Source organism: Martinezella sp. CNPSo 3890 (assembly GCF_057784455.1).
In genome coordinates, this window is sequence record NZ_JBXSOR010000005.1 from 117,653 (window position 1) to 137,394 (window position 19,742).

17 protein-coding genes are annotated in these 19,742 nt (G+C 60.5%); 13 read left to right on the forward strand and 4 right to left on the reverse strand.

Annotated elements, in window-relative coordinates:
* Positions 1-30: 30 nt before the first annotated feature.
* The 7 genes from AC13RC_RS15160 to AC13RC_RS15190 all read left to right on the forward strand — a co-directional run bounded on the left by AC13RC_RS15160 (position 31) and on the right by AC13RC_RS15190 (position 7,547).
* On the forward strand, positions 31-1,047 hold the full coding sequence (locus AC13RC_RS15160) for a dihydroxyacetone kinase subunit DhaK (RefSeq protein ID WP_488557630.1): 1,017 nt from the start codon (positions 31-33) through the stop codon (positions 1,045-1,047).
* Positions 1,047-1,685 (forward strand): dihydroxyacetone kinase subunit DhaL, encoded by a 639-nt coding sequence (gene dhaL / locus AC13RC_RS15165; protein WP_488557631.1) that lies wholly within the window; start codon positions 1,047-1,049, stop codon positions 1,683-1,685. The genes AC13RC_RS15160 and dhaL overlap by 1 nt, the downstream gene beginning before the upstream one ends.
* Positions 1,686-1,772: 87 nt before the next feature.
* Positions 1,773-3,026 carry an ABC transporter substrate-binding protein gene (locus AC13RC_RS15170; protein ID WP_488557632.1) on the forward strand — a complete coding sequence of 418 codons (1,254 nt, stop codon included), beginning with the start codon at positions 1,773-1,775 and terminating at the stop codon, positions 3,024-3,026.
* 96 nt (positions 3,027-3,122) lie between these two features.
* Positions 3,123-4,022 carry a carbohydrate ABC transporter permease gene (locus AC13RC_RS15175; protein ID WP_488557633.1) on the forward strand — a complete coding sequence of 300 codons (900 nt, stop codon included), beginning with the start codon at positions 3,123-3,125 and terminating at the stop codon, positions 4,020-4,022.
* 20 nt (positions 4,023-4,042) lie between these two features.
* Positions 4,043-4,906, forward strand: a complete 864-nt coding sequence (locus tag AC13RC_RS15180) for a carbohydrate ABC transporter permease (RefSeq protein WP_488557772.1) — start codon at positions 4,043-4,045, stop codon at positions 4,904-4,906.
* 38 nt (positions 4,907-4,944) lie between these two features.
* Complete coding sequence (locus AC13RC_RS15185; RefSeq protein ID WP_488557634.1) at positions 4,945-6,459, forward strand: DUF5060 domain-containing protein; 1,515 nt, start codon at positions 4,945-4,947, stop codon at positions 6,457-6,459.
* 23 nt (positions 6,460-6,482) lie between these two features.
* Complete coding sequence (locus tag AC13RC_RS15190; RefSeq protein ID WP_183809205.1) at positions 6,483-7,547, forward strand: sn-glycerol-3-phosphate ABC transporter ATP-binding protein UgpC; 1,065 nt, start codon at positions 6,483-6,485, stop codon at positions 7,545-7,547.
* Between the two features lie 23 nt (positions 7,548-7,570).
* On the opposite strand, the gene AC13RC_RS15195 is transcribed toward AC13RC_RS15190, so the two are convergent.
* The 3 genes from AC13RC_RS15195 to AC13RC_RS15205 all read right to left on the reverse strand — a co-directional run bounded on the left by AC13RC_RS15195 (position 7,571) and on the right by AC13RC_RS15205 (position 11,174).
* The gene (locus AC13RC_RS15195; RefSeq protein ID WP_113351111.1) at positions 7,571-7,933 is read right to left on the reverse strand and encodes a hypothetical protein; all 363 of its coding nucleotides are present in this window, start codon (positions 7,931-7,933) and stop codon (positions 7,571-7,573) included.
* A gap of 214 nt (positions 7,934-8,147) precedes the next feature.
* Positions 8,148-10,190: an oxidoreductase gene (locus AC13RC_RS15200; protein WP_488557635.1), complete on the reverse strand. Its 2,043-nt coding sequence runs from the start codon at positions 10,188-10,190 to the stop codon at positions 8,148-8,150.
* Positions 10,191-10,256: 66 nt separating this feature from the next.
* Positions 10,257-11,174, reverse strand: a complete 918-nt coding sequence (locus AC13RC_RS15205; RefSeq protein WP_488557636.1) for a DMT family transporter — start codon at positions 11,172-11,174, stop codon at positions 10,257-10,259.
* A 104-nt stretch (positions 11,175-11,278) separates the two neighbouring features.
* Between AC13RC_RS15205 and AC13RC_RS15210 the strand changes: the two genes are divergently transcribed.
* Positions 11,279-12,154 (forward strand): LysR substrate-binding domain-containing protein, encoded by an 876-nt coding sequence (locus AC13RC_RS15210; protein WP_488557637.1) that lies wholly within the window; start codon positions 11,279-11,281, stop codon positions 12,152-12,154.
* Here AC13RC_RS15210 and AC13RC_RS15215 read toward each other — a convergent pair.
* Complete coding sequence (locus AC13RC_RS15215; RefSeq protein WP_488557638.1) at positions 12,129-13,121, reverse strand: GlxA family transcriptional regulator; 993 nt, start codon at positions 13,119-13,121, stop codon at positions 12,129-12,131. The genes AC13RC_RS15210 and AC13RC_RS15215 overlap by 26 nt on opposite strands.
* A 106-nt stretch (positions 13,122-13,227) precedes the next feature.
* Here AC13RC_RS15215 and bcoG point away from each other — a divergent pair, with 106 nt between their 5' ends.
* Genes bcoG through AC13RC_RS15240 form a run of 5 tightly spaced genes read left to right on the forward strand, consistent with a single transcriptional unit; the run spans position 13,228 to position 19,653 of the window.
* Positions 13,228-14,130 carry a 3-dehydrocarnitine:acetyl-CoA trimethylamine transferase BcoG gene (gene bcoG, locus AC13RC_RS15220; protein WP_488557639.1) on the forward strand — a complete coding sequence of 301 codons (903 nt, stop codon included), beginning with the start codon at positions 13,228-13,230 and terminating at the stop codon, positions 14,128-14,130.
* A gap of 8 nt (positions 14,131-14,138) precedes the next feature.
* Positions 14,139-15,629, forward strand: coding sequence for a carnitine 3-dehydrogenase (locus AC13RC_RS15225; RefSeq protein WP_488557640.1), 1,491 nt, complete (start codon positions 14,139-14,141; stop codon positions 15,627-15,629).
* Positions 15,630-15,641: 12 nt separating this feature from the next.
* Positions 15,642-16,802 (forward strand): acyl-CoA dehydrogenase family protein, encoded by a 1,161-nt coding sequence (locus AC13RC_RS15230; protein ID WP_488557641.1) that lies wholly within the window; start codon positions 15,642-15,644, stop codon positions 16,800-16,802.
* A gap of 4 nt (positions 16,803-16,806) precedes the next feature.
* Positions 16,807-18,864, forward strand: a complete 2,058-nt coding sequence (locus AC13RC_RS15235) for an acetate--CoA ligase family protein (RefSeq protein WP_488557642.1) — start codon at positions 16,807-16,809, stop codon at positions 18,862-18,864.
* Positions 18,865-18,870: 6 nt separating this feature from the next.
* The gene (locus tag AC13RC_RS15240; protein ID WP_113332728.1) at positions 18,871-19,653 is read left to right on the forward strand and encodes a carnitinyl-CoA dehydratase; all 783 of its coding nucleotides are present in this window, start codon (positions 18,871-18,873) and stop codon (positions 19,651-19,653) included.
* Positions 19,654-19,742: the final 89 nt, after the last annotated feature.

Genomic DNA, 19,742 nt, shown 5'->3' on the forward strand with positions numbered 1-19,742 from the left:
CAACAATCACAATGATTTGGGAGTCTCGGCGTGAAGACGAAGAAATTGATCAACGAGGGTGCCGCCGCCGTCGATGAGATGCTGGCCGGCATCTTGGCGGCTCATCCACGCCATCTGCGCGCTGTCGAGGGATCGCCGCGCTCGATCGTGGCAAAGCATGGCCCACGGGCCGGCAAGGTCGGCCTGGTCATCGGCGGCGGATCCGGGCACGAGCCGACGTTTCTCGGCTTCGTCGGCAAAGGGCTGGCCGATGCCGCCGCTATCGGGAATGTCTTTGCCTCGCCGCCGCCCGATCCGATCATCGAATGTGCCAAGGCTGTCGATGGCGGTGCCGGCGTGCTGTTCATGTACGGCAACTATGCCGGAGACGTCATGAATTTCGATATGGCGGCGGAAATGCTTGCCATGAACGATATCGAGGTGCGTACAGTCCTGACGACGGACGACATCGCTTCTGCGCCGGTCGATCAGAAGGAGCGCCGTCGCGGCGTTGCCGGCAATGTCTTCATCTTCAAGGCCGCGGGCGCAGCCTGCGACCTGATGTACGGTTTCGACGACGTCGAACGGGTGGCGCGCTGGGCGAATGAACGCACCTATACGATGGGCGTCGCGCTTTCGCCCTGTTCGCTGCCGCAGACACGCAAGCCGAATTTCGAGATCGGCGCCGACGAAATGGAAATCGGCATGGGCATCCATGGCGAGCCGGGCGTCGCCCGCGGGCCGATGCGGTCGGCAGACGAGGTGACGAGCGAACTCGTCGGCAAGATCCTCGATGAGATGAAGCCGGCGCGCGGTGACCGGGTCGCCGTGCTCGTCAACTCACTTGGCTCGACGCCGCTGATGGAACTCTACATCATGATGCGCAAGGTCAAGGCCATGCTCGACGATGCAGGCGTCGTCATTCACCTGTCGCTGGTCGGCAACTATTGCACGTCGCTGGAAATGGCCGGCGCCTCCATCACCCTCATGCATCTCGATAAAGAATTGCAGCGGCTTATCGATCACCCCTGTGATTGCGCCATGTTCCGCTCCGGCGAGGTTTTGTAATGACGACGGTTACAACAGAGGACCTGAAGGCGCTTTTCGTGCGGATCGCAGACGCAATGGCACGCGAGAAGGACCGCCTCTGCGAGTTGGATGGCGTGATAGGTGACGCCGACCACGGCATCGCCATGGAGCTCGGCTTCGCCGCCGCCGCCAAGGCGGTTTCGGAGCTGGATTCATCGACATCCGAGCCGACGCTGGTCTTCAACACGGCGGCAAAGTCCTTCCTCAATGCGGTGGGCGCCTCGTCCGGACCGCTCTATGCGACCGCCTTGATGCGCGCAGGCGCGGTCGCCAAGGGAAAGGCGTCATTGAGCGACGACGATATGGTCGAAATATTCGCAGCTTTTGCCAAGGGCATTCAGGATCGGGGCAAGGCGGAGGTCGGCGAAAAGACCATGGTCGACGCCTGGGCACCCGCCGCCGCGGCCTGCCGCGCGGCCCGAGATCGAGGGCTTTCACTTGCCGATTGCTTGGCCGCCGCTCTTGAAGCGGGCGAAGCGGGCGCAGAAGCAACCAAGAATATGGTCGCGGCAAAAGGCCGGTCGTCGCGCCTGGGCGATCGGGCCTTGGGACATATGGACCCCGGCGCGGCGTCGGCCGTCGTCCTCATGATCTGTTTTCACGATCACTTCATGTGATATCGCTGATAAGCTCATCATACCAGTTGACATGTTGACAACGATTTGTCAAAACCGCCCTCAGCTTTGCTCAGAGGAGGACGGGAGATGGCTGGCAACTTCAAATATGCGCGTTGGTTCGGCGCTGCTGCTATGGCAGCGGCGGCCTTTTCGGCAACCAATGTTGCCGCGGAAGACCTGACGCTGTGGACGCTGAACTTCGACAATGGCGCGGCAAACGGCGCGCTGAAGAAGGTGGCGAAGGATTTTGAGGCCGCCAATCCCGGCACCCATGTCGAAATCGTCCAGCGCGGCGTCGATGAACACAAGACCGCCCTTCGCGTGGCCGCAGGCTCCAGCAAAGGCCCGGACATCTATTTCAGCTGGGCCGGCCTTGGCCTCGGCGGCGAGTATGTCAAGGCGGGCCTCTCGCTGCCGCTCGACAAATACTACACCCAGTACAAGTGGAACGACGAACTGCTCCCGTCCGCCGCCGCCTTTGCCGATCTCTATCCAGGCGGCAAGCACGGTGTTCCCTTCACCTTCAAGGGCGAAGCGATCTACTACAACAAGAAGCTCTTCCAGAAGGCTGGTATCACCGGGGAGCCGAAAACCTATGAAGAGCTGCTGGCCGCAGCAGACAAGCTCAAGGCCGCAGGCATTCCGGCCTTCACCTTCGGCGGCTCGGTCAACTGGCACGTCATGCGCCTGATGGACGTGCTGCTCGAAACCAAATGCGGCGCCGACAAGCATGACGCGCTGATGGCCATGAAAGCCGACTGGACCAAGGAGCCCTGCGCAACCGATGCCTTCACCGAATTCGCCAAGTGGACGAAGGATTATACGCTGAAGCCTTTCATGGGCATCAGCAACCAGCAGTCCTATACGCTGTTTGTCGCCGGCCGTGCCGCGATGATGCTCGAAGGCGACTGGCTGGTCAGCCAGCTGAGCGGCAGCAAGGTCAATCTCGACGATTACGGCGTCGTGCCGTTCCCGACGAACACCAATCGCCTCTATGGCTTTGCCGAGTACAATTACATCAGCACCAAGAGCAAGAGCCCGGATCTTGCGGCAAAGTTCCTCGACTACTTCCTGTCGACGAAGGTGCAGCAGGATCTCGTCGGCCAGATCAGCTCTATCTCGGTCAACAAGAATGTCCAGTACACTGGTCAGAAGCCGCTGGAGGCGAAGTGGCTTGAGATCTTCAAAACCTACAGCAAGGTCTACATGAATGGTGACCAGGCCTTCCCGCTCGACGTCACCACCGAATATTTCCGGGTGATCAACGATGTCGCCTCCGGCAACATCCAGCCGGCCGATGCTGCTAAGCAGCTGCAGACCTTCATCGCAGGTCGTACCTGATCCCTTGAGGGAGGCCGCCGTCTTCATCGCCAATAGCGATGGGCGGCCTTCCGCACCCTCATGCCCATGCGTCAGCTGCCGCCGGGAGCAAGCAGAATGTCATTCCGCAATCGTACTCATGATCCCCGCTTTCAGGCAGCGATCCTACTTGCCCCGGCCATGCTGATCTACGCGATTTTCGCGCTCTATCCGATGCTGAACGTGGTGGTGCTGAGCTTCCAGAAATGGAACGGCCTCGATCCGCAACGCCCCTTCGTCGGCCTGGCGAACTATCAATATATCTTCACGCAGGACCCCGTCTTCTGGGTTGCCTTCCGCAATACGGTGATCTGGACGATCATGTGCGTGATTTTTCCGCCCATGGTCGGGCTGCTTCTGGCGCTGAGCCTCAACCAGAAGCTCTTTGCCCGCAATACCTTCCGCGCCATCTTCTATCTGCCTGTCATTATCGCCCCGATCGCGGTCGCGACCATGTGGAAATGGATGTACGATCCCTTCTTCGGCCTCTTCACCGAAATCCTGACTTCCATGGGCCTGCAGGGCTGGATTCAGGACTGGCTCGGCGACAAAGATATCGCGCTCTATTCTGTATTCGTCGCCTATCTCTGGCAATCCGTCGGCTTTTCCATGGTCCTGTTCCTCGCCGGCCTGCAGAATGTCTCGCAGACGCTGGTCGAAGCCGCCCGCATCGACGGCGCCGGGCGTTGGAACATCTTCCGTTACGTCACCCTGCCTGCATTACGCACGACGCTGACGATTGTGCTTGTACTCTCGGTCATTTCGTCGCTGAAGGCCTTCGACATCGTTTATGGCCTGACGGGCGGCGGGCCGGCGCAATCGACACAGATGCTGGCGCTCTGGGCCTTCACACAAGCCATGCAGATCTTCGATTTCGGCCGCGGTGCCGCGATCTCGGTCGTCCTGCTGCTCATCACCATCGTCGTCGTCATTCCCTACTTGCGCTGGACGCAAAAGCATGAGGAAGCCGAACAATGACGGCAGCATCGGCCACATCCATGTCGGACGATTTCGAAACGATTGCACAGGCAAAGCGCAAGCGCGATCCCGTCTTGATCGGCCTGTGGATCGCGCTGCTGGTGGTGGCTGCGATCTGGCTCGCGCCTTTCGTTTTCATCGTCTTCACCTCGCTGAAAACGCAGGCTGATGTGACGTCGACTGGCGCCTTCATGCCACCGCTTGAGCCCGCCTTCGAGAATTATTCGAGCGCCTGGGGCCGCGGCAATTTCGCCAGCGCCTTCTTGAACAGCACCATCATTACCGTCATCAAAGTGCCGCTCGGCCTGATCCTCTCGGCGATGGCGGCCTATGCGCTCGCCAAGATACGCCTGCGATTCAGCAAGTTGCTGCTGCTCCTCGTCGTCTTCGGCACGATGATCCCGTTTCAGGTGATGCTGGCGCCACTGTTCACGCTGGTCAATTCGCTCGGACTGATCGACACCTATCCCGGCGTGATCCTGCCCTATATCGCCTTCGGCGTACCCTACCAGGTGTTCATTCTGCACGGCTTCTTCAAAGGCATCCCGAAGGAGCTGTCGGAAGCGGCCCTGATCGATGGCGCAAGCCATTTCACCATCTTCCGCCGGATATTCCTGCCCGTCTGCCTGCCAGTCCTCGCCGCGCTGCTGATCCTGGATTTCGTTTCCACGTGGAATGAGTTCGCCATGGCGCTCGTGCTGCTGCAGGATCAGCATATGTGGACGCTGCCGCTTGGGCTCATGTCCTTCCAGGGCCAGTTTTCCAATGATTACGGGCAGTTGAACGCGGCGATCGTCATGACTGTGCTACCGGCCACCATCGTTTATCTGATCTTCCAGCGCTACTTCGTCTCCGGCCTCACCTCCGGTGCGGTCAAGGGCTGAGCGGTCGGACCATCCATACATCTTCCGAGGAGAATATCATGTCCAACGCGTCCGTCGAAAAATGGGGAGTGTTCGAAGCGGCCTTCAACGGCCCTTCCGGTGGCAATCCCTATCTCGATGTGGCATTCGATGCCGTTTTCAGCCAGCACAGCCGCGAGGTCCGCGTGCCCGGCTTCTACGACGGCAACGGCGTCTATCGCGTTCGCTTCATGCCGGATAATGAGGGTGAATGGTCGTTCCGCACGCGCTCGAAGACATCGGAACTGGACAGTAAGACCGGCTCTTTCGTTGCCACCAAGCCGTCGGAAGGCAACCACGGCCCCGTGCACGTCCGCAACAAGTTCCATTTCGCCTATGCCGATGGCAAGCCTTTCCTCTCCTTCGGCACGACCTGCTATGCCTGGACGCACCAGCCGCTTGAGATGCAGGCCCAGACGCTCGAAACGCTGAAGAAATCACGCTTCAACAAGATCCGCATGGGCGTCTTCCCCAAGGACTACCCCTATAACGTCAACGACCCTCTCTACGCCTGCTTTGAAAAGGGCGCGGACGGCAAGGAAGACTTCGACCGGCCGAATCCCCTCCTCTTCCGCCATTTCGAGACCCAGGTCGCAGCCCTCTGCGATCTCGGCATCGAAGCCGATATCATCATATTCCACCCCTATGATCGCTGGGGCTATGCCGATATGACGGCCGAGCAGGATTTCCGCTACGTCGCCTATCTCGCGGCGCGGCTTGCCGCCTATCGCAATGTCTGGTGGGCGCTTGCCAACGAATACGACTTCCTTCTCGACACTAAGCCGCTGCAGCAGTGGGACCGCTATTTTCACATTCTCGAAGAGAACGATCCCTATGGCCATCTGAAGTCGATACACAACGGCGAGCCGACGATGAACTTCGATCATCGCAAGCCCTGGGTGACACACACTTGCATTCAGAACTGGGACGTGAAGCGCACACAGGAATGGCGCGAAGCCTATGGCAAGCCCGTCGTCAACGACGAGCCGGAATATGAAGGCAACATCATCCAGTCCTGGGGCAACCTGACAGCACAGGAGCTGGTGCATCGCTTCTGGATCACGGTGACGCGCGGCGGCTATGCCGGCCATGGTGAAACCTATTCGCATCCGGAGGATCTTATCTGGTGGGCAAAAGGCGGCGAGCTGCGCGGGGAAGCCTGGAAGCGCATCGGCTTCCTGCGCGATCTCCTGGAGCAGGATGTCGTCAACGGCCTCGAACCCATGTCCTCCTATGGCGAATGGCCATGGACCCGCGTTTCCGGCGCCAGGGATGGTGATGTCAGCTACATCTATCTCGGCGAACACCAACCGGTCATCTGGTCCACCGGTCTGCCCAAGGATGGAACCGAGTATGATGTCGACATCATCGACACATGGGAGATGACGGTCACGCCCGCCAGGAAGGTGGAAGCGCCGGTCCCGCATCCGACGCGCCATGGCGCCATCGTGCGCGGCGGCAAGGCGGATGCGGCCTTCGGCGTGGAACTGCCGGGCAAGCCATACCAGGCGCTCCGCATCCGCAAGAAGCATTGATCGATCTTCAGGGAAAGAATCTCATGTCCGGATTGACCATCAAGAACGTCAGGAAGTCCTACGGCGCGGTAAACATCATCCACGGCGTCGATGTCGAAATCTCGGACGGCGAATTCGTCATTCTCGTCGGTCCCTCAGGCTGCGGCAAGTCAACATTGCTGCGCATGATCGCAGGGCTGGAAGACATCACTGGCGGTGAAATCTCGATCGGCGGCCGGATCGTCAACGACCTGCCGCCGAAAGATCGCGATATCGCCATGGTCTTCCAGAATTACGCGCTCTATCCGCAAATGACCGTGGCGCAGAACATGGGCTTTGCGCTGCAGCTCGCCGGCGCAAAGCGTGCCGAAATTGACGAGAAGGTCGGCGAGGCCGCCAAGATACTTGGCCTGCAACCATTATTGGATCGCAAGCCCGCCCAGCTTTCCGGCGGCCAGCGCCAGCGCGTCGCCATGGGCCGCGCCATCGTGCGCGATCCCAAGGTCTTCCTGTTCGATGAACCGCTTTCCAATCTCGACGCCAAGCTGCGCGTCAAGATGCGGGCCGAGATCAAAGCGCTGCATCAGCGCCTGAAGACGACGATCGTTTACGTGACCCACGATCAGATCGAAGCCATGACCATGGCCGACAAGATCGTGGTGCTACAGGGTGGAAAGGTCGAACAGGTCGGCTCGCCGCTGGAACTTTACGATCGGCCAAGAAATGTCTTTGTCGCTGGCTTCCTCGGCTCTCCGGCCATGAATTTTCTCGAAGGCAAGATCACGGGTGGCGCTTCCCCAGCCTTGATGCTTACGACCGGCACATGCATCCAGCTCGCCAGCGCTCCGGCTCAATCAGAGGGTCGGGAGGTTGTTCTCGGCATACGTCCGGAAGATATCTCGTTTGCCACGGAGGCCGGCGTTACCGCAACCGTGACCGTCGTCGAACCGACGGGATCGGAAACGCATATCGCGCTTGACCTCGAAGGCAAGGAATTGACCTGGGTGATGCGCGAACGCGCCGAACTCGTGCCGGGCCAGACAATTCAGATCTCGCTCAAGACGCCGAACCTGCATTTCTTCGACAAGGCCAGCCAGCAGCGATTATAGGAGACAGCAACCGCTGACGTAAATCACTCAGCCGCGCGCCTTTGCGTACCGTTCATAACGGAAAAAATGCGCTTGACGAAGGCGTTGCCGTCGAACTGCCGCGCAGCCCCCTCGGTCACATGATCAGGGCGCTCGAATATGAAAGTCTCGATATTGACGACCGGCAAGTTCAGCCGCCTCCGCACGTCTCCGATCATCGCGGTATGCGTCACCACAAGGTGACAACCGGTTGGATCGAACCACTCCTGAAGGCCGGCCGTCGGTATGGCTGCGACCGTCAATCCCTGTTGTGATAGAAGCGAACTGATGCGCGAGGCAATTTGTTGATTATCCAGACAGATCAGGACATCGGTCCGCGAAGGGGACGGCGCATGGGTAGCCAGCATCAAACACCTCTCGTTCACTCACATGCCCGAATATAACGATTCGGCCGGTAACAGGGTGTTATAACTTGTTACATTTTGTTTCAAAATTAAGGCGGTCTGGTAGCCTCACTGCGACGCCAGAACTTCATTTATCACCCAAGGTATTTATTACATCGCATTGATATAAATAATATTCTTGGTGAAAATTCGAGCGCAGCCTGACCGTCCGCTCGACTCACAGAAGCGAGCAATAGCGCAGCGCGTCGTAAATTGCCGCGTGGATATTACGGCTAGCGATCGCGTCACCGATGCGGATCAAATCGAAGGAAGCGGCTTCGTTCTTGACGGGCAGCGGCGAGCGGCGGGCGATCAATGCCGGATAATCGACCGCGCCCAAGTTACGCGATAAGGGCTTCAGCTCCAGGTAAAGTTCATCATTCGCGACGGTACCGTGCTCGACGACCACCTGGGATACTCTGCGTTCCCATTGCGTCTCTTCCGAGAAATCCGACCCGAGGACAGCGACGAGCGCATTGCCATCGCGCCGCACCGATTTCAGCCTCGTATTGATTGTGACTCTTACATTTTTCTCGGCGAAGGTCTTCGCATAGGGCACATGGTTCATGCCGCCCATCTCGGGCGCGAAGAAGCGCTCCGGCGAGACCAGTTCCAGCTCGGCGCCGCCATTGGCGATGACTTCGGCCGCCGACATGCCCGGATGTCCGCCATTGTCGTCATAGAGCAGGACCTGACCCTCGGCCTTCACCGCGCCGGCCAAAATGTCCCAGGAGGAGGTCACAAGGCTGTCGCCGCTCTCCAGCTCTGGAGATTGCGCGATACCGCCCGTCGCCACGACGACGAGATCGGGCTCGAACGCCAGGACTTCATCAGCTCCCGCATAGACGTCGTAGTGGATCGTGACGCCCAACCGCTCCAGCTCCGCCAGCCGCCAATCGATGATGCCGATCATCTCCTTGCGGCGCGGGTTGCGCGTGAGCAGATTCACCTGTCCGCCAGCCTTGCTGCTCGCCTCCAGCACGTCGACCTTATGGCCGCGCTCAGCCAGCACACGCGCCGCTTCCAGGCCCGCAGGCCCGGCGCCGATGACGACAGCCTTGCGCGATACCGCTGCGCGCTCGATCCGATGCGGCATCTCGGCCTCGCGGCCGGTAGCCGCATTATGAATACAGAGCGCCTCGCCACCCTCATAGATCCGGTCGAGACAGTAGGTTGCGCCGACGCAGGGGCGTATATTGGCCTCCTGGCCCGTCATGATCTTGCTGACGATATGCGGGTCGGCGATATGGGCGCGCGTCATGCCGACCATATCGAGCTTGCCTTCCGCGATTGCATGACGCGCGGTGGCGACATCGCCGATGCGGGCGGCATGGAAGACTGGGAATTTCGTCGCCGCCCTCACCTCACCGGCAAAATCGAGATGCGGTGCCGACGCCATCCCCTGGATCGGAATGACATTGTTGAGCGCCGCGTCGCTATCGATATGGCCGCGAATGATATTGAGGAAATCAATATTGCCGGAGGCCACCAACCGCCTGGCAATCTCGACGCCTTCTTCACGAGAAAGCCCCTTTTCCCAGTCCTCGTCAGCCACCATGCGCATGCCGACGATGAAATCCGGACCGACCGCCTTGCGGATGGCCTCCGTCACCATTATCGAGAACCGCATGCGGTTTTCTAGCGAGCCGCCGAATTCATCGTCTCGCCGGTTCGTTGCCGGTGACCAGAAGCCGTCGGTCAGATGGCCATAGGCCTCGATCTCGATACCATCCAAGCCGGCGGCTTGCATGCGTTGCGCTGCCGCGGCAAAGTCCTCAATGATCCGCTCGATATCCCAATCCTCAGCCGTCTTCGGAAAGGCGCGATGCGCCGGCTCGCGGATCGGCGATGGCGCCAGCACCGGCAGCCAGTCGCCCTTGTTCCAGCCGGTGCGGCGGCCGAGGTGGGTCAGCTGGATCATGACAGCAGCCCCGAACTCGTGACAGTCGTCGGCAAGCTTCTTTAGCCAGGGCACGATTTCATCGCGATAGGCATGGAGATTGCCGAAGGCCGCCGGCGAATCCGCCGATACAATCGCCGAGCCCGCCGTCATCGTCAGCGCGATGCCGCCCTTTGCCTTCTCGCGATGATAGAGCCTGTAACGATCCGTCGGCATGCCACCTTCCGAATAGGCCGGCTCATGCGCCGTCGACATGATGCGGTTCTTCAGTGTCAGGTGCTTGAGCTGATAGGGCTGGAGCAAGGGATCGTTGGAGGTCATGTCACTTTCATCGCTTTATGAAGTCGAGGCTCGATCCGCTATCTTTGCCGAGACGAGAGGTTATGGCTATAGCCCATTGACGGGTGCGCGACGACGGCGGCTATGCCGCAGATCGATCGCGGTATGCCAGACGATCGTCGCGAAGATGATCGCTCCGCCGACAAAAGTGGCAACCGGCGGCATCTCGGAGAAGAAGAGCCAGACCCAGAACGGCGTCAGCACGATTTCCATCGAGCTGATAAGCGCAGCGTCGGCGGCAGGCATTTTTCTTGATCCGAACAGGAAAAGAACGAAGGCAAGCGCGAAATTCGTTGCGCCGAAGGCTGCCAGCAGGAGCCAATTTTGCATATCTACCGAGCTTGTCGAGGCAAAGGGCACGAAGACCACGAAGGTCAAAAGCCCGCTGACGACGCTCGACGGCAGGATCGGGATACTCGGATCCATGCGCGGGATGACGATGATGAGGGCGAAGGTAACAGTCATGCCGAGCGCCAGCAGATCGCCGACACCTGTACCACCGCCGATCGACGAGGCAACGATAACAGCAACGCCGATAAGGCAGATGCCACCGGCGACCAATGTGCGCTTCGCGACCCGCTCCCTCAGCATAGTCCAACTGAGGAAGGCGGCAATGAACGGTGCCGTCGCATAGATCATGGTCACGTTCGCGACCGTGGTCGTATAGAGCGCGCCGATGAAGCACGCCTGGCTGATGGTCTGGCAGGCCAGCATCGCCAGCCCGGCAGGATGAAAGATCGATGCCCATTGCCGCCTGGAAAACCCACCTTCGAGGAAAAAGCTGGGAATCAGCAGGAACAAGCCGCCGAACAGCGAACGCCAGGCGATCGCCGTCCATATGTCCGTAGTCAGCAGGCGCGCATAGATGCCGCTGCAGCTCCACGCAAGCATCGCTGTCGCCACAAGTATAACGCCCCTCTCATATTCGCTGGCAAAAGCGGAGCGGGCCGGAAACTGGAATGTCATATATGGACTCGAGGAACGAAGGAACGTCCCTTGTGTGCGCCGATATTTGACATCAGGCAAACGAATAGTAGAGATAGTAGCTATCAGAAATATTTGTGACCCCAATGCGTGAACCCATTGAGAGCGACCTTCTGCGGACGTTCCTCGTCATCAGCGAGACGTCCAATTTTTCCACGGCCGCTCAAAGGATCGGCCGCACGCAATCGGCCGTCAGCGCCCAGATCAAGCGGCTCGAGGATACGATCGGCGAAACGCTCTTCGAACGAAGTGCCCGGGGGGCCGTCCTCACCCGAGCCGGCACTCAATTGCTTCCCTACGCGCAGCGCGTGATCGAGCTTCTAAACGAGGCGGCGGCAAATATTCGCACCAAACCGCTCGACGGCCCGGTCCGGATCGGGATTCCGGAGGAATATAGCCAGACCATTCTTCCCGCCGCCTTAGCCGCTTTCGCAGTCAGGCATCCAGCCGTCGAAGTAACCGTCTCCTGCGATTACACGGCACATAACCTGGCCGCGCTGGAAAAGGATGAACTGGATCTGGCCGTCGTCTTCGACTGGAACAACCAGAGCAAAGGCGAAGTTCTCTGTGTCGACCCAACGGTCTGGGTGACGTCGTTGGTGCACCGTGTGCATGAGGCGACCCCAATGCCAATCGCTGTTTATCGAGATTCGACATGGTGTCGCGATTTCGCTCTGAAATCATTGGAGCAAATCGGGCGGCGTTATCGTATCGCCTTCATCGCCGACACGAGCTCGGGCTTGAAGAACGCCGTCTCCGCCGGGCTTGCAGTGACCACGCTATCGCGCAGCAACATTCCGAACGGTTGCCGCGAACTCACGAGTGACGACGGTTTCCCGCCTGTGGATTCATCGCGCGTCGTGCTTCGCCGAAATCCCTATCATTCGAGCGAAGCGATCCGGGAACTGGCCGAAATGGTGCGCGAGGCCTTTCGTCCTATGTCTGCTCTGCTGCAGCCGTAATGCGCCGGCGCAGCCTGCGGCGCGTCCCGGACGGACTTTCCGAGAAGCTGGCACGATAGCTGCGGGAAAAGGCCGATGCCGAATTGAAGCCTGTCATGGCTGCAATCTCGGCAAAGGAGGCTTTCGTCTCGATGACCTTGCGCCGCGCCGCATTGAGCCTCAACGCCAGATAATGCACATGCGGCGGCGCGCCGATGCTCTCCTGGAACAGCGCCTGCAGATGGCGTGCACTCACGCCAACGCGGCGGGCGAGACGCGCGAGCACCAGCGGCTGCTCGATATGGTCCTCCATCAGGCGGATTGCCTGCGCCACGCGCGGATCGCGCATGCGCAAGCCGGCCGTCGATGGCGAAAGTTCTGCCACACTCTGCGTGCTCGCCGGCTCGTAAATGAACAGGCGGCTAACTTCGAGGGCCAACGAATAGCCTTGCCGTCGCCGAATGATCTCGAGCATGAGATCGACGGTCGGCAGAGAGCCGGCCGTGGTGATCCGCTTGCTGTCGATTACGTAGCGATCCCTAACGGCGCGCACCTGCGGATAGGCGAGCGCGAAATCGTCGTAATCCTCCCAGTGGACGGCAGCAGAGACATTGTCGAGCAGGCTCGCCTCGGCAAGCAGCCACGTCCCAGACTCGATGCCGGCAACCATCGAACGATGACGCGCGGTCTGCGACAGCTGCATCTTCAGCGCCTGCGTGGCGCTGCGCCGCCAATTGTAGCTGGCGAGCACGAAAAGCGGTGCGGTATCCGAGCTGGAACGAAAGCCAGAACATGCAGGCACCGGAATAAGGCTCGTCGTTTCCGCAGGCGAACCATCCGGCGTGAAAAGCCGCCAGCGATAAAGCTCGGCTCCGGAAATGCGATTGGCCCCGCGCAGAGGCTCGATCACCGACGCAATCAAAATCAGGTTCGTCTCCGGAAGGATCAGGAGGTCGATGTCGAGTGTCTCGTTCGCCGCTGTCAGCATCACGCATTCCTCCACGTGTTCCGAAACTGTATCGAATGCTTCCGATAATGCAAAGCATGAAGGCGTCTCATGGCTCGTAATGTCCTCAATACGAGGGAGAACAAAAATGCCTCTTGCGATGAATCGTGATGTCTTCATCACCTGTGCCGTGACCGGCGCCGGCGATACGGTTTCCAAATCCAGCCATGTTCCGATCACTCCCAAGCAGATCGCGGAATCCGCGATCGACGCCGCCAAGGCTGGGGCGGCAGTGGTTCACTGCCATGTCCGCGATCCGGAAACGGGCGCTGCCAGCCGCCGCAACGAACTTTATAGGGAAGTCACGGACCGCATCCGTTCCGCCGATGTCGATGTCGTGCTGAACCTGACCGCCGGCATGGGCGGCGACCTGATTTTCGGCGATGTTGAAAGTCCCCTGCCCCTGAACGACAAGGGTACGGACATGGCGGGCGCCTCCGAACGCGTCAGCCATGTTGCCGAATGCCTGCCCGAAATCTGCACGCTCGATTGCGGCACGATGAACTTCAGTCTCGGCGATTACGTCATGACCAACACGCCCTCCATGCTGAGGGCCATGGCGAAGAAGATGACCGATCTCGGCGTCCGCCCGGAGATCGAGGCCTTCGATACCGGTCATCTCTGGTTCGCCAAGCAGCTTGCCGAGGAGGGCTTGATCGAGGATCCGGTCCTCATCCAGCTCTGCATGGGCATCCCCTGGGGGGCGCCCGATGACCTCAACACCTTTATGGCGATGGTCAATAACGTTCCCAAAAGCTGGACCTTCTCGGCCTTTTCCATCGGCCGCAACGCCATGGCCTACCCGGCGGCGGCAATCCTTGCCGGCGGCAATGTCCGCGTCGGGCTGGAGGACAATCTCTATGCCGGAAAGGGCATGCTCGCGACCAACGCGCAGCTCGTCGAAAAGGCGGTGCAGGTGGTGGAGGGCATGGGCGCGCGCATCATCGGCCCCGAAGATGTCCGCAACAAGCTGAAACTGACGAAGCGCTGAGGCCCTCGATGACCAAGATCAACAAGGCAGCCTGTATCGGCGGCGGCGTCATCGGCGGCGGATGGATCGCCCGCTTCCTGCTGGCGGGCATCGATGTCGATGTCTATGACCCGCATCCAGAGGCAACGCGCATCGTCGGCGAGGTTCTCGCCAATGCCGAAAAGGCCTATGCGATGCTAACCGGCGCGCCGCTGCCGCCGCGTGGAAAGCTCACCTTCAGGGACACGCTGGAAGCAGCTGTCGCCGGCGCCGACTGGATCCAGGAAAGCGTGCCCGAACGGCTGGATCTCAAGCGCAACGTGCTGACGCAGATCGACGCAGCCGCAAAGCCCGATGCGCTGATCGGCTCATCCACCTCCGGCCTTCTGCCGACCGATCTGCAGCGCGACATGCGCCATCCCGAGCGCCTGTTCGTCGCCCATCCCTATAATCCCGTCTACCTCCTGCCGCTCGTCGAAATCGTAGGTGGCGAAAAGACCAGCGCTGCCACCATTCAAGCGGCGATGGAGCGCCTGCCGCCGATCGGCATGAAGGGCGTGCATATCGCCAAAGAGATCGAAGCTTTCGTCGGCGACCGACTGCTGGAAGCCCTTTGGCGCGAGGCCTTGTGGCTGATCAAGGACGACATTTGCACCGTCGAGACATTGGACGATGTCATCCGCTATTCCTTCGGCCTGCGCTGGGCGCAAATGGGCCTGTTCCAGACCTATCGCATCGCCGGCGGAGAAGCGGGCATGCGCCACTTCCTGGCGCAATTCGGCCCTGCCCTGCAGTGGAATTGGACGAAGCTCATGGACGTCGTCGATCTCGACGACGCACTTGTCGAAAAGATCGGTCAGCAGTCGGACGACCAGGCCGATGGCCTGTCGATCCGCGAACTCGAGCGCATCCGCGACGAGAACCTGGTCGGCATTCTCCAGAGCCTGAAAGGCGGCCATGGCGGCAAGGGCTGGGGCGCAGGCAAACTGCTGAAGGATTTCGAACAGCAGCTTTGGGCCGCAGGTGGCGGAGCGAAGCAGGGGCTGGACATTACCAAGCCGCTGCGCCTGGTCGATACCAAGGTCAGCCCGGCCTGGGTCGATTATAACGGCCATATGACCGAACATCGCTACCTGCAGGTGTTCGGGGACACGTCGGATGCGCTGTTGCGGCTGATCGGCGTCGATCTCGCCTATGTCGAACGCGGCCACAGCTATTACACGGTAGAGACCCATATCCGCAATCTCGGCGAGGCCAAGCTCGGACAGGCCATCCATTCGACGGCGCAGATCCTCGCATCTGACGAAAAGCGGCTGCATGTTTTCCATGCACTGCATAACAGCGCCAGCGGCGAAATAATCGCTACGGCGGAACAAATGCTGCTGCATGTCGACGCGAAAGCAGGCAAAGCCGTTGCCGCACCGGAGGAGGTGCTTGCGAAGCTGAGGCCGATTTCTGCCGCGCATGCAGCCTTGGCCATGCCGGAGGGAGCCGGCCGTCATGTGGGACAAAAACGCTAGGAGGAAGCGATCGTGAATTTCGGACTCAGCGAAGAACAGGAAATGATCGTCAAGACGGTCAGGGACTTCGTCGAGACGGAGATCTATCCGCACGAAAACGAGGTCGAACGCACCGGCTTCGTACCGCCCGATCTTGGGCTGGAAATCAAGCGCAAATGCATCGAGCTGGGCTTCTATGCCTGCAATTTCTCGGAGGAGGTCGGCGGCGCCGGGCTCGATCACGTCACCTTCACGCTCGTTGAACGTGAGCTCGGCCGCGGCTCAATGGGACTTACGGTCTTCTTCGGCCGCCCATCCGGCATCCTGATGGCCTGCGAGGGCGAGCAGCGCGAGCGTTACCTCTTGCCGGCGGTGCGCGGGGAAAAGGTCGATGCACTCGCGATCACCGAACCGGACGCCGGCTCCGACATGCGCGGCATGAAATGTGCGGCAAGGCAGGATGGTGACGATTTCGTGCTCAACGGCACGAAGCATTTCATCTCGCACGCCGATGTTGCCGATTTTGTCATCGTCTTTGCCGCCACCGGCGAGGAGGATACCCATCGAGGCGTCAAGAAGAAGATCACAGCCTTCCTGGTCGATCGCGGCACGCCGGGCTTCGAGATCGTCAAAGGCTATGACTCGGTTTCCCATCGCGGCTATCACAACTGCATCCTGAATTTCACTGATTGCCGCCTGCCGAAGTCTCAGGTGCTAGGGGAAGTGCATCGCGGCTTCGATCTCGCCAACCAGTGGCTCTACGGAACCCGCCTGACGGTTGCCGCCACCTGCGTCGGCCGGGCGCGCCGTGTCTTCGATCTGGCCCTGCCCTATGCGGCCGAGCGCAAGCAATTCGGCAAGCCGATCGGCGCCAATCAAGGCGTGTCCTTCAAGCTCGCCGACATGATCACCGAGATCGACGCGGCCGACCTCCTTACGCTGTCGGCCGCCTGGAAGCTCGATGCTGGCATCCCGGCCAACCGCGAGATTGCCTCTGCCAAGCTCTATGCGTCGGAAATGCTTGCCCACGTCACCGACGAGGCAATCCAGATTTTCGGCGGCATGGGATTGATGGACGATCTGCCGCTTGCCCGCTTCTGGCGCGACGCCCGCGTCGAGCGTATCTGGGACGGGACTTCGGAAATCCAGCGGCACATTATCAGCCGCGACCTGCTTCGGCCGTTCGGAGCATGAGCCCATGACCCAGCGTTCGCTCGACCGCCTGATCCGACCCAAAACGATCGCCGTCTTCGGCGGCAGAGAGGCACGGCGCGTTATCGAGCAATGCGACCGCATGGGATTTGCCGGCGAAATCTGGCCGGTGCATCCGACACAGGAAAACGTACTCGGCCGCCGCTGCTATCGCTCGATCACCGACCTGCCTGACGTGCCGGACGCCGCTTTTATTGGCGTCAACCGGACGCTTACCGTCGACATTGTTCGTGACCTCGCTGGCAGAGGTGCCGGCGGTGCCGTCTGCTACGCGTCCGGCTTCAGCGAAGCCGTGGCTGAACTGGCAGACGGGGCGGATCTGCAGCGCGCGCTCGTCGAAGCTGCCGGCACCATGCCGATCGTCGGGCCGAACTGCTACGGCATGATCAATGGGCTGGATGGCGCCCTGCTCTGGCCCGATCAGCATGGCATTGTCAGAACCGAGCGCGGCGTGGCGATCCTCACCCAGTCCTCCAATATCGCTATCAATCTCAGCATGCAGAGGCGCAGCCTGCCCATCAGCTACTTGATGACCGCAGGCAACCAGGCGCAGACCGGCCTGTCGGACCTTGCCGGGGCCGTCCTTGAAGACCCGCGCGTCACGGCCGTCGGCCTGCATATCGAAGGCTTCGGCGATATAAGGGCGCTGGAAGGGCTCGCCATGCGCGCCAGAGAGCTGAAGAAGCCCATTGTCGCACTAAAAGTCGGCAAATCCGAACAGGCTCAACGCGCCACCGTTTCGCACACCGCCTCACTTGTTGGCAGCGATGCAGTGGCCGACGCCGTTCTCGACCGCCTCGGCATCGGCCGCGTTTCGACGCTGCCGGAGCTGATCGAGACGTTGAAACTCCTGCATGTCGCCGGCCCGCTCGAGAGCAACGCGATCTCGTCGATGAGCTGTTCGGGAGGCGAGGCGTCGCTGATGGCGGATGCTGCCGTTGGCCGCAACGTCGAATTCCGTGCCCTGAAACCCGAACAGCTACCCGCCTTGCGCGCGAGCCTCGGCCAGATGGTGACGCTTTCCAATCCGCTCGACTATCACACCTTCGTCTGGGGCGATCTGGGCCAGCAGACAGAGGCTTTCAGCGCCATGTTCGCGGGCGACTATGCCCTCAATATGCTCGTGCTTGACTTCCCGCGCGAGGATCGCTGCGATGGCGCGGACTGGATGATTACAGTTGCGGCGGTTGCCGCGGCCGCGAAGCGGACGGGTGCCCGCGCCGGCATTCTGGCGACCTTGCCCGAAAACATGCCGGAGGCGATCGCACAGCGGCTGATCGAAAGCGGCATCGTGCCGCTCTGCGGCATCAGTGAGGCGTTAGTGGCGGCGGATATCGCCGGCGGCATTGCCAAGGCCTGGAATAGGCCACAGTCATTGCCGCTCCTTAACGCCTCCATTGCCGAAGGCGAGGTCGAGACCCTAAGCGAAGCCGCCGCCAAGGCAGAGCTTGCCGCTGCGGGCCTCACCGTCCCACTAGGCAGGACCGCCGCCACGGCGAGCGAAGCGGCCGATTGGGCGGAACAACTCGGTTTTCCGGTGGCGCTCAAGGCGCTCGGCGTCGAGCACAAGTCTGATGTCGGCGCGGTTAAGCTCAACCTATGGGATAGGAATGCCGTCAGAGACGCAGCGGAAGGCATGGCCGGTCTCTCACACGGATTCCTTGTCGAGCGGATGATCGATCGCCCTATCGCGGAGCTGATCGTTGGCGCGGTCCGCGATCCGGTCGTCGGCCTGACACTAACCGTTGGCGCGGGCGGAGTTCTCGTGGAATTGCTTGAGGATTCCGTCGTTTTGCCACTCCCCATAACAAAAGCCGAGGTTCTCGAGCGGATTTCACGCCTGAAGGTCCGGAAACTGATTGAAGGCTATCGCGGCAACGCAGGCAGCAGCCTTGAAATCGTTGCTGACGCCGTCCTATCAGCGGCAGAATATGTCGTAACGAACGCCGCACATCTTGAAGAACTAGACATTAATCCATTGATGGTTCTAGCAGAATCTCGGGGCGCCATTGCGGCGGATGCCCTCATCCGGCGAAGGAGGTAGCGGAAGTTGCAAGACCCCATTCGAACCCGCTCCGAAGACGGCATTCTTGAGGTCATCATCGACCGGCCCAAGGCGAACTCCATCGACCTGGCGACCAGCCGCAAGATGGGCTTGATCTTTCGCGACTTCCGCGACAACCCGGATCTGCGCGTCGCCATCGTGACCGGCGCCGGCGAGAAATTCTTTTCCGCGGGCTGGGATTTGAAAGCGGCCGCCGCCGGCGATGCCGTCGACGGGGATTATGGCGTCGGCGGCTTCGGTGGCCTCCAGGAGCTGCGTGATCTCAACAAGCCGATCATCTGCGCCGTCAACGGCATCTGTTGCGGCGGCGGGCTGGAAATCGCGCTGTCGACCGATCTGATCATCGCCGCCTCGCACGCGACCTTCGCTTTGCCGGAAATTCGCTCTGGCACCGTCGCCGATGCGGCATCGATCAAGCTTCCGAAGCGCATCCCCTATCATATCGCCATGGACATGCTGCTGACCGGCCGGTGGCTCAATGTCGAAGAGGCGCACCGCTGGGGCTTCGTCAACGAGATCGTCATGGCCGACAAGCTGATGGACAGGGCCTGGGAGCTCGCCCGCCTGCTCGCAAGCGGTCCGCCGCTCGTCTACGCAGCGATCAAGGAAATCGTTCGTGAAGCGGAGGGTTCGACGTTTCAGACTGCCATGAACAAGATCACCAAACGGCAGTTTGCAACGGTCGACATCCTCTATTCGAGCGAAGATCAATTGGAAGGCGCACGGGCTTTCGCAGAGAAGCGAGCCCCCATCTGGAAAGGAAGGTAGGAGGCGGCAGCAACCGCTGAATTTCCCGCATGCTCGCGGGCAACAGGCTTCAGGCGGAAGAGGAACCGTGACCTGAAGTGGCTTGCTCG

Coding starts and splice junctions, on each gene's coding strand:
- dhaL (WP_488557631.1), top strand. CDS start 1,047: ATGACGACGGTTACAACAGAGGACCTGAAGGCGCTTTTCGTGCGGATC.
- AC13RC_RS15170 (WP_488557632.1), top strand. CDS start 1,773: ATGGCTGGCAACTTCAAATATGCGCGTTGGTTCGGCGCTGCTGCTATG.
- AC13RC_RS15175 (WP_488557633.1), top strand. CDS start 3,123: ATGTCATTCCGCAATCGTACTCATGATCCCCGCTTTCAGGCAGCGATC.
- AC13RC_RS15180 (WP_488557772.1), top strand. CDS start 4,043: ATGTCGGACGATTTCGAAACGATTGCACAGGCAAAGCGCAAGCGCGAT.
- AC13RC_RS15185 (WP_488557634.1), top strand. CDS start 4,945: ATGTCCAACGCGTCCGTCGAAAAATGGGGAGTGTTCGAAGCGGCCTTC.
- AC13RC_RS15190 (WP_183809205.1), top strand. CDS start 6,483: ATGTCCGGATTGACCATCAAGAACGTCAGGAAGTCCTACGGCGCGGTA.
- AC13RC_RS15195 (WP_113351111.1), bottom strand. CDS start 7,933: ATGCTGGCTACCCATGCGCCGTCCCCTTCGCGGACCGATGTCCTGATC.
- AC13RC_RS15200 (WP_488557635.1), bottom strand. CDS start 10,190: ATGACCTCCAACGATCCCTTGCTCCAGCCCTATCAGCTCAAGCACCTG.
- AC13RC_RS15205 (WP_488557636.1), bottom strand. CDS start 11,174: ATGACATTCCAGTTTCCGGCCCGCTCCGCTTTTGCCAGCGAATATGAG.
- AC13RC_RS15210 (WP_488557637.1), top strand. CDS start 11,279: ATGCGTGAACCCATTGAGAGCGACCTTCTGCGGACGTTCCTCGTCATC.
- AC13RC_RS15215 (WP_488557638.1), bottom strand. CDS start 13,121: ATGCTGACAGCGGCGAACGAGACACTCGACATCGACCTCCTGATCCTT.
- bcoG (WP_488557639.1), top strand. CDS start 13,228: ATGCCTCTTGCGATGAATCGTGATGTCTTCATCACCTGTGCCGTGACC.
- AC13RC_RS15225 (WP_488557640.1), top strand. CDS start 14,139: ATGACCAAGATCAACAAGGCAGCCTGTATCGGCGGCGGCGTCATCGGC.
- AC13RC_RS15235 (WP_488557642.1), top strand. CDS start 16,807: ATGACCCAGCGTTCGCTCGACCGCCTGATCCGACCCAAAACGATCGCC.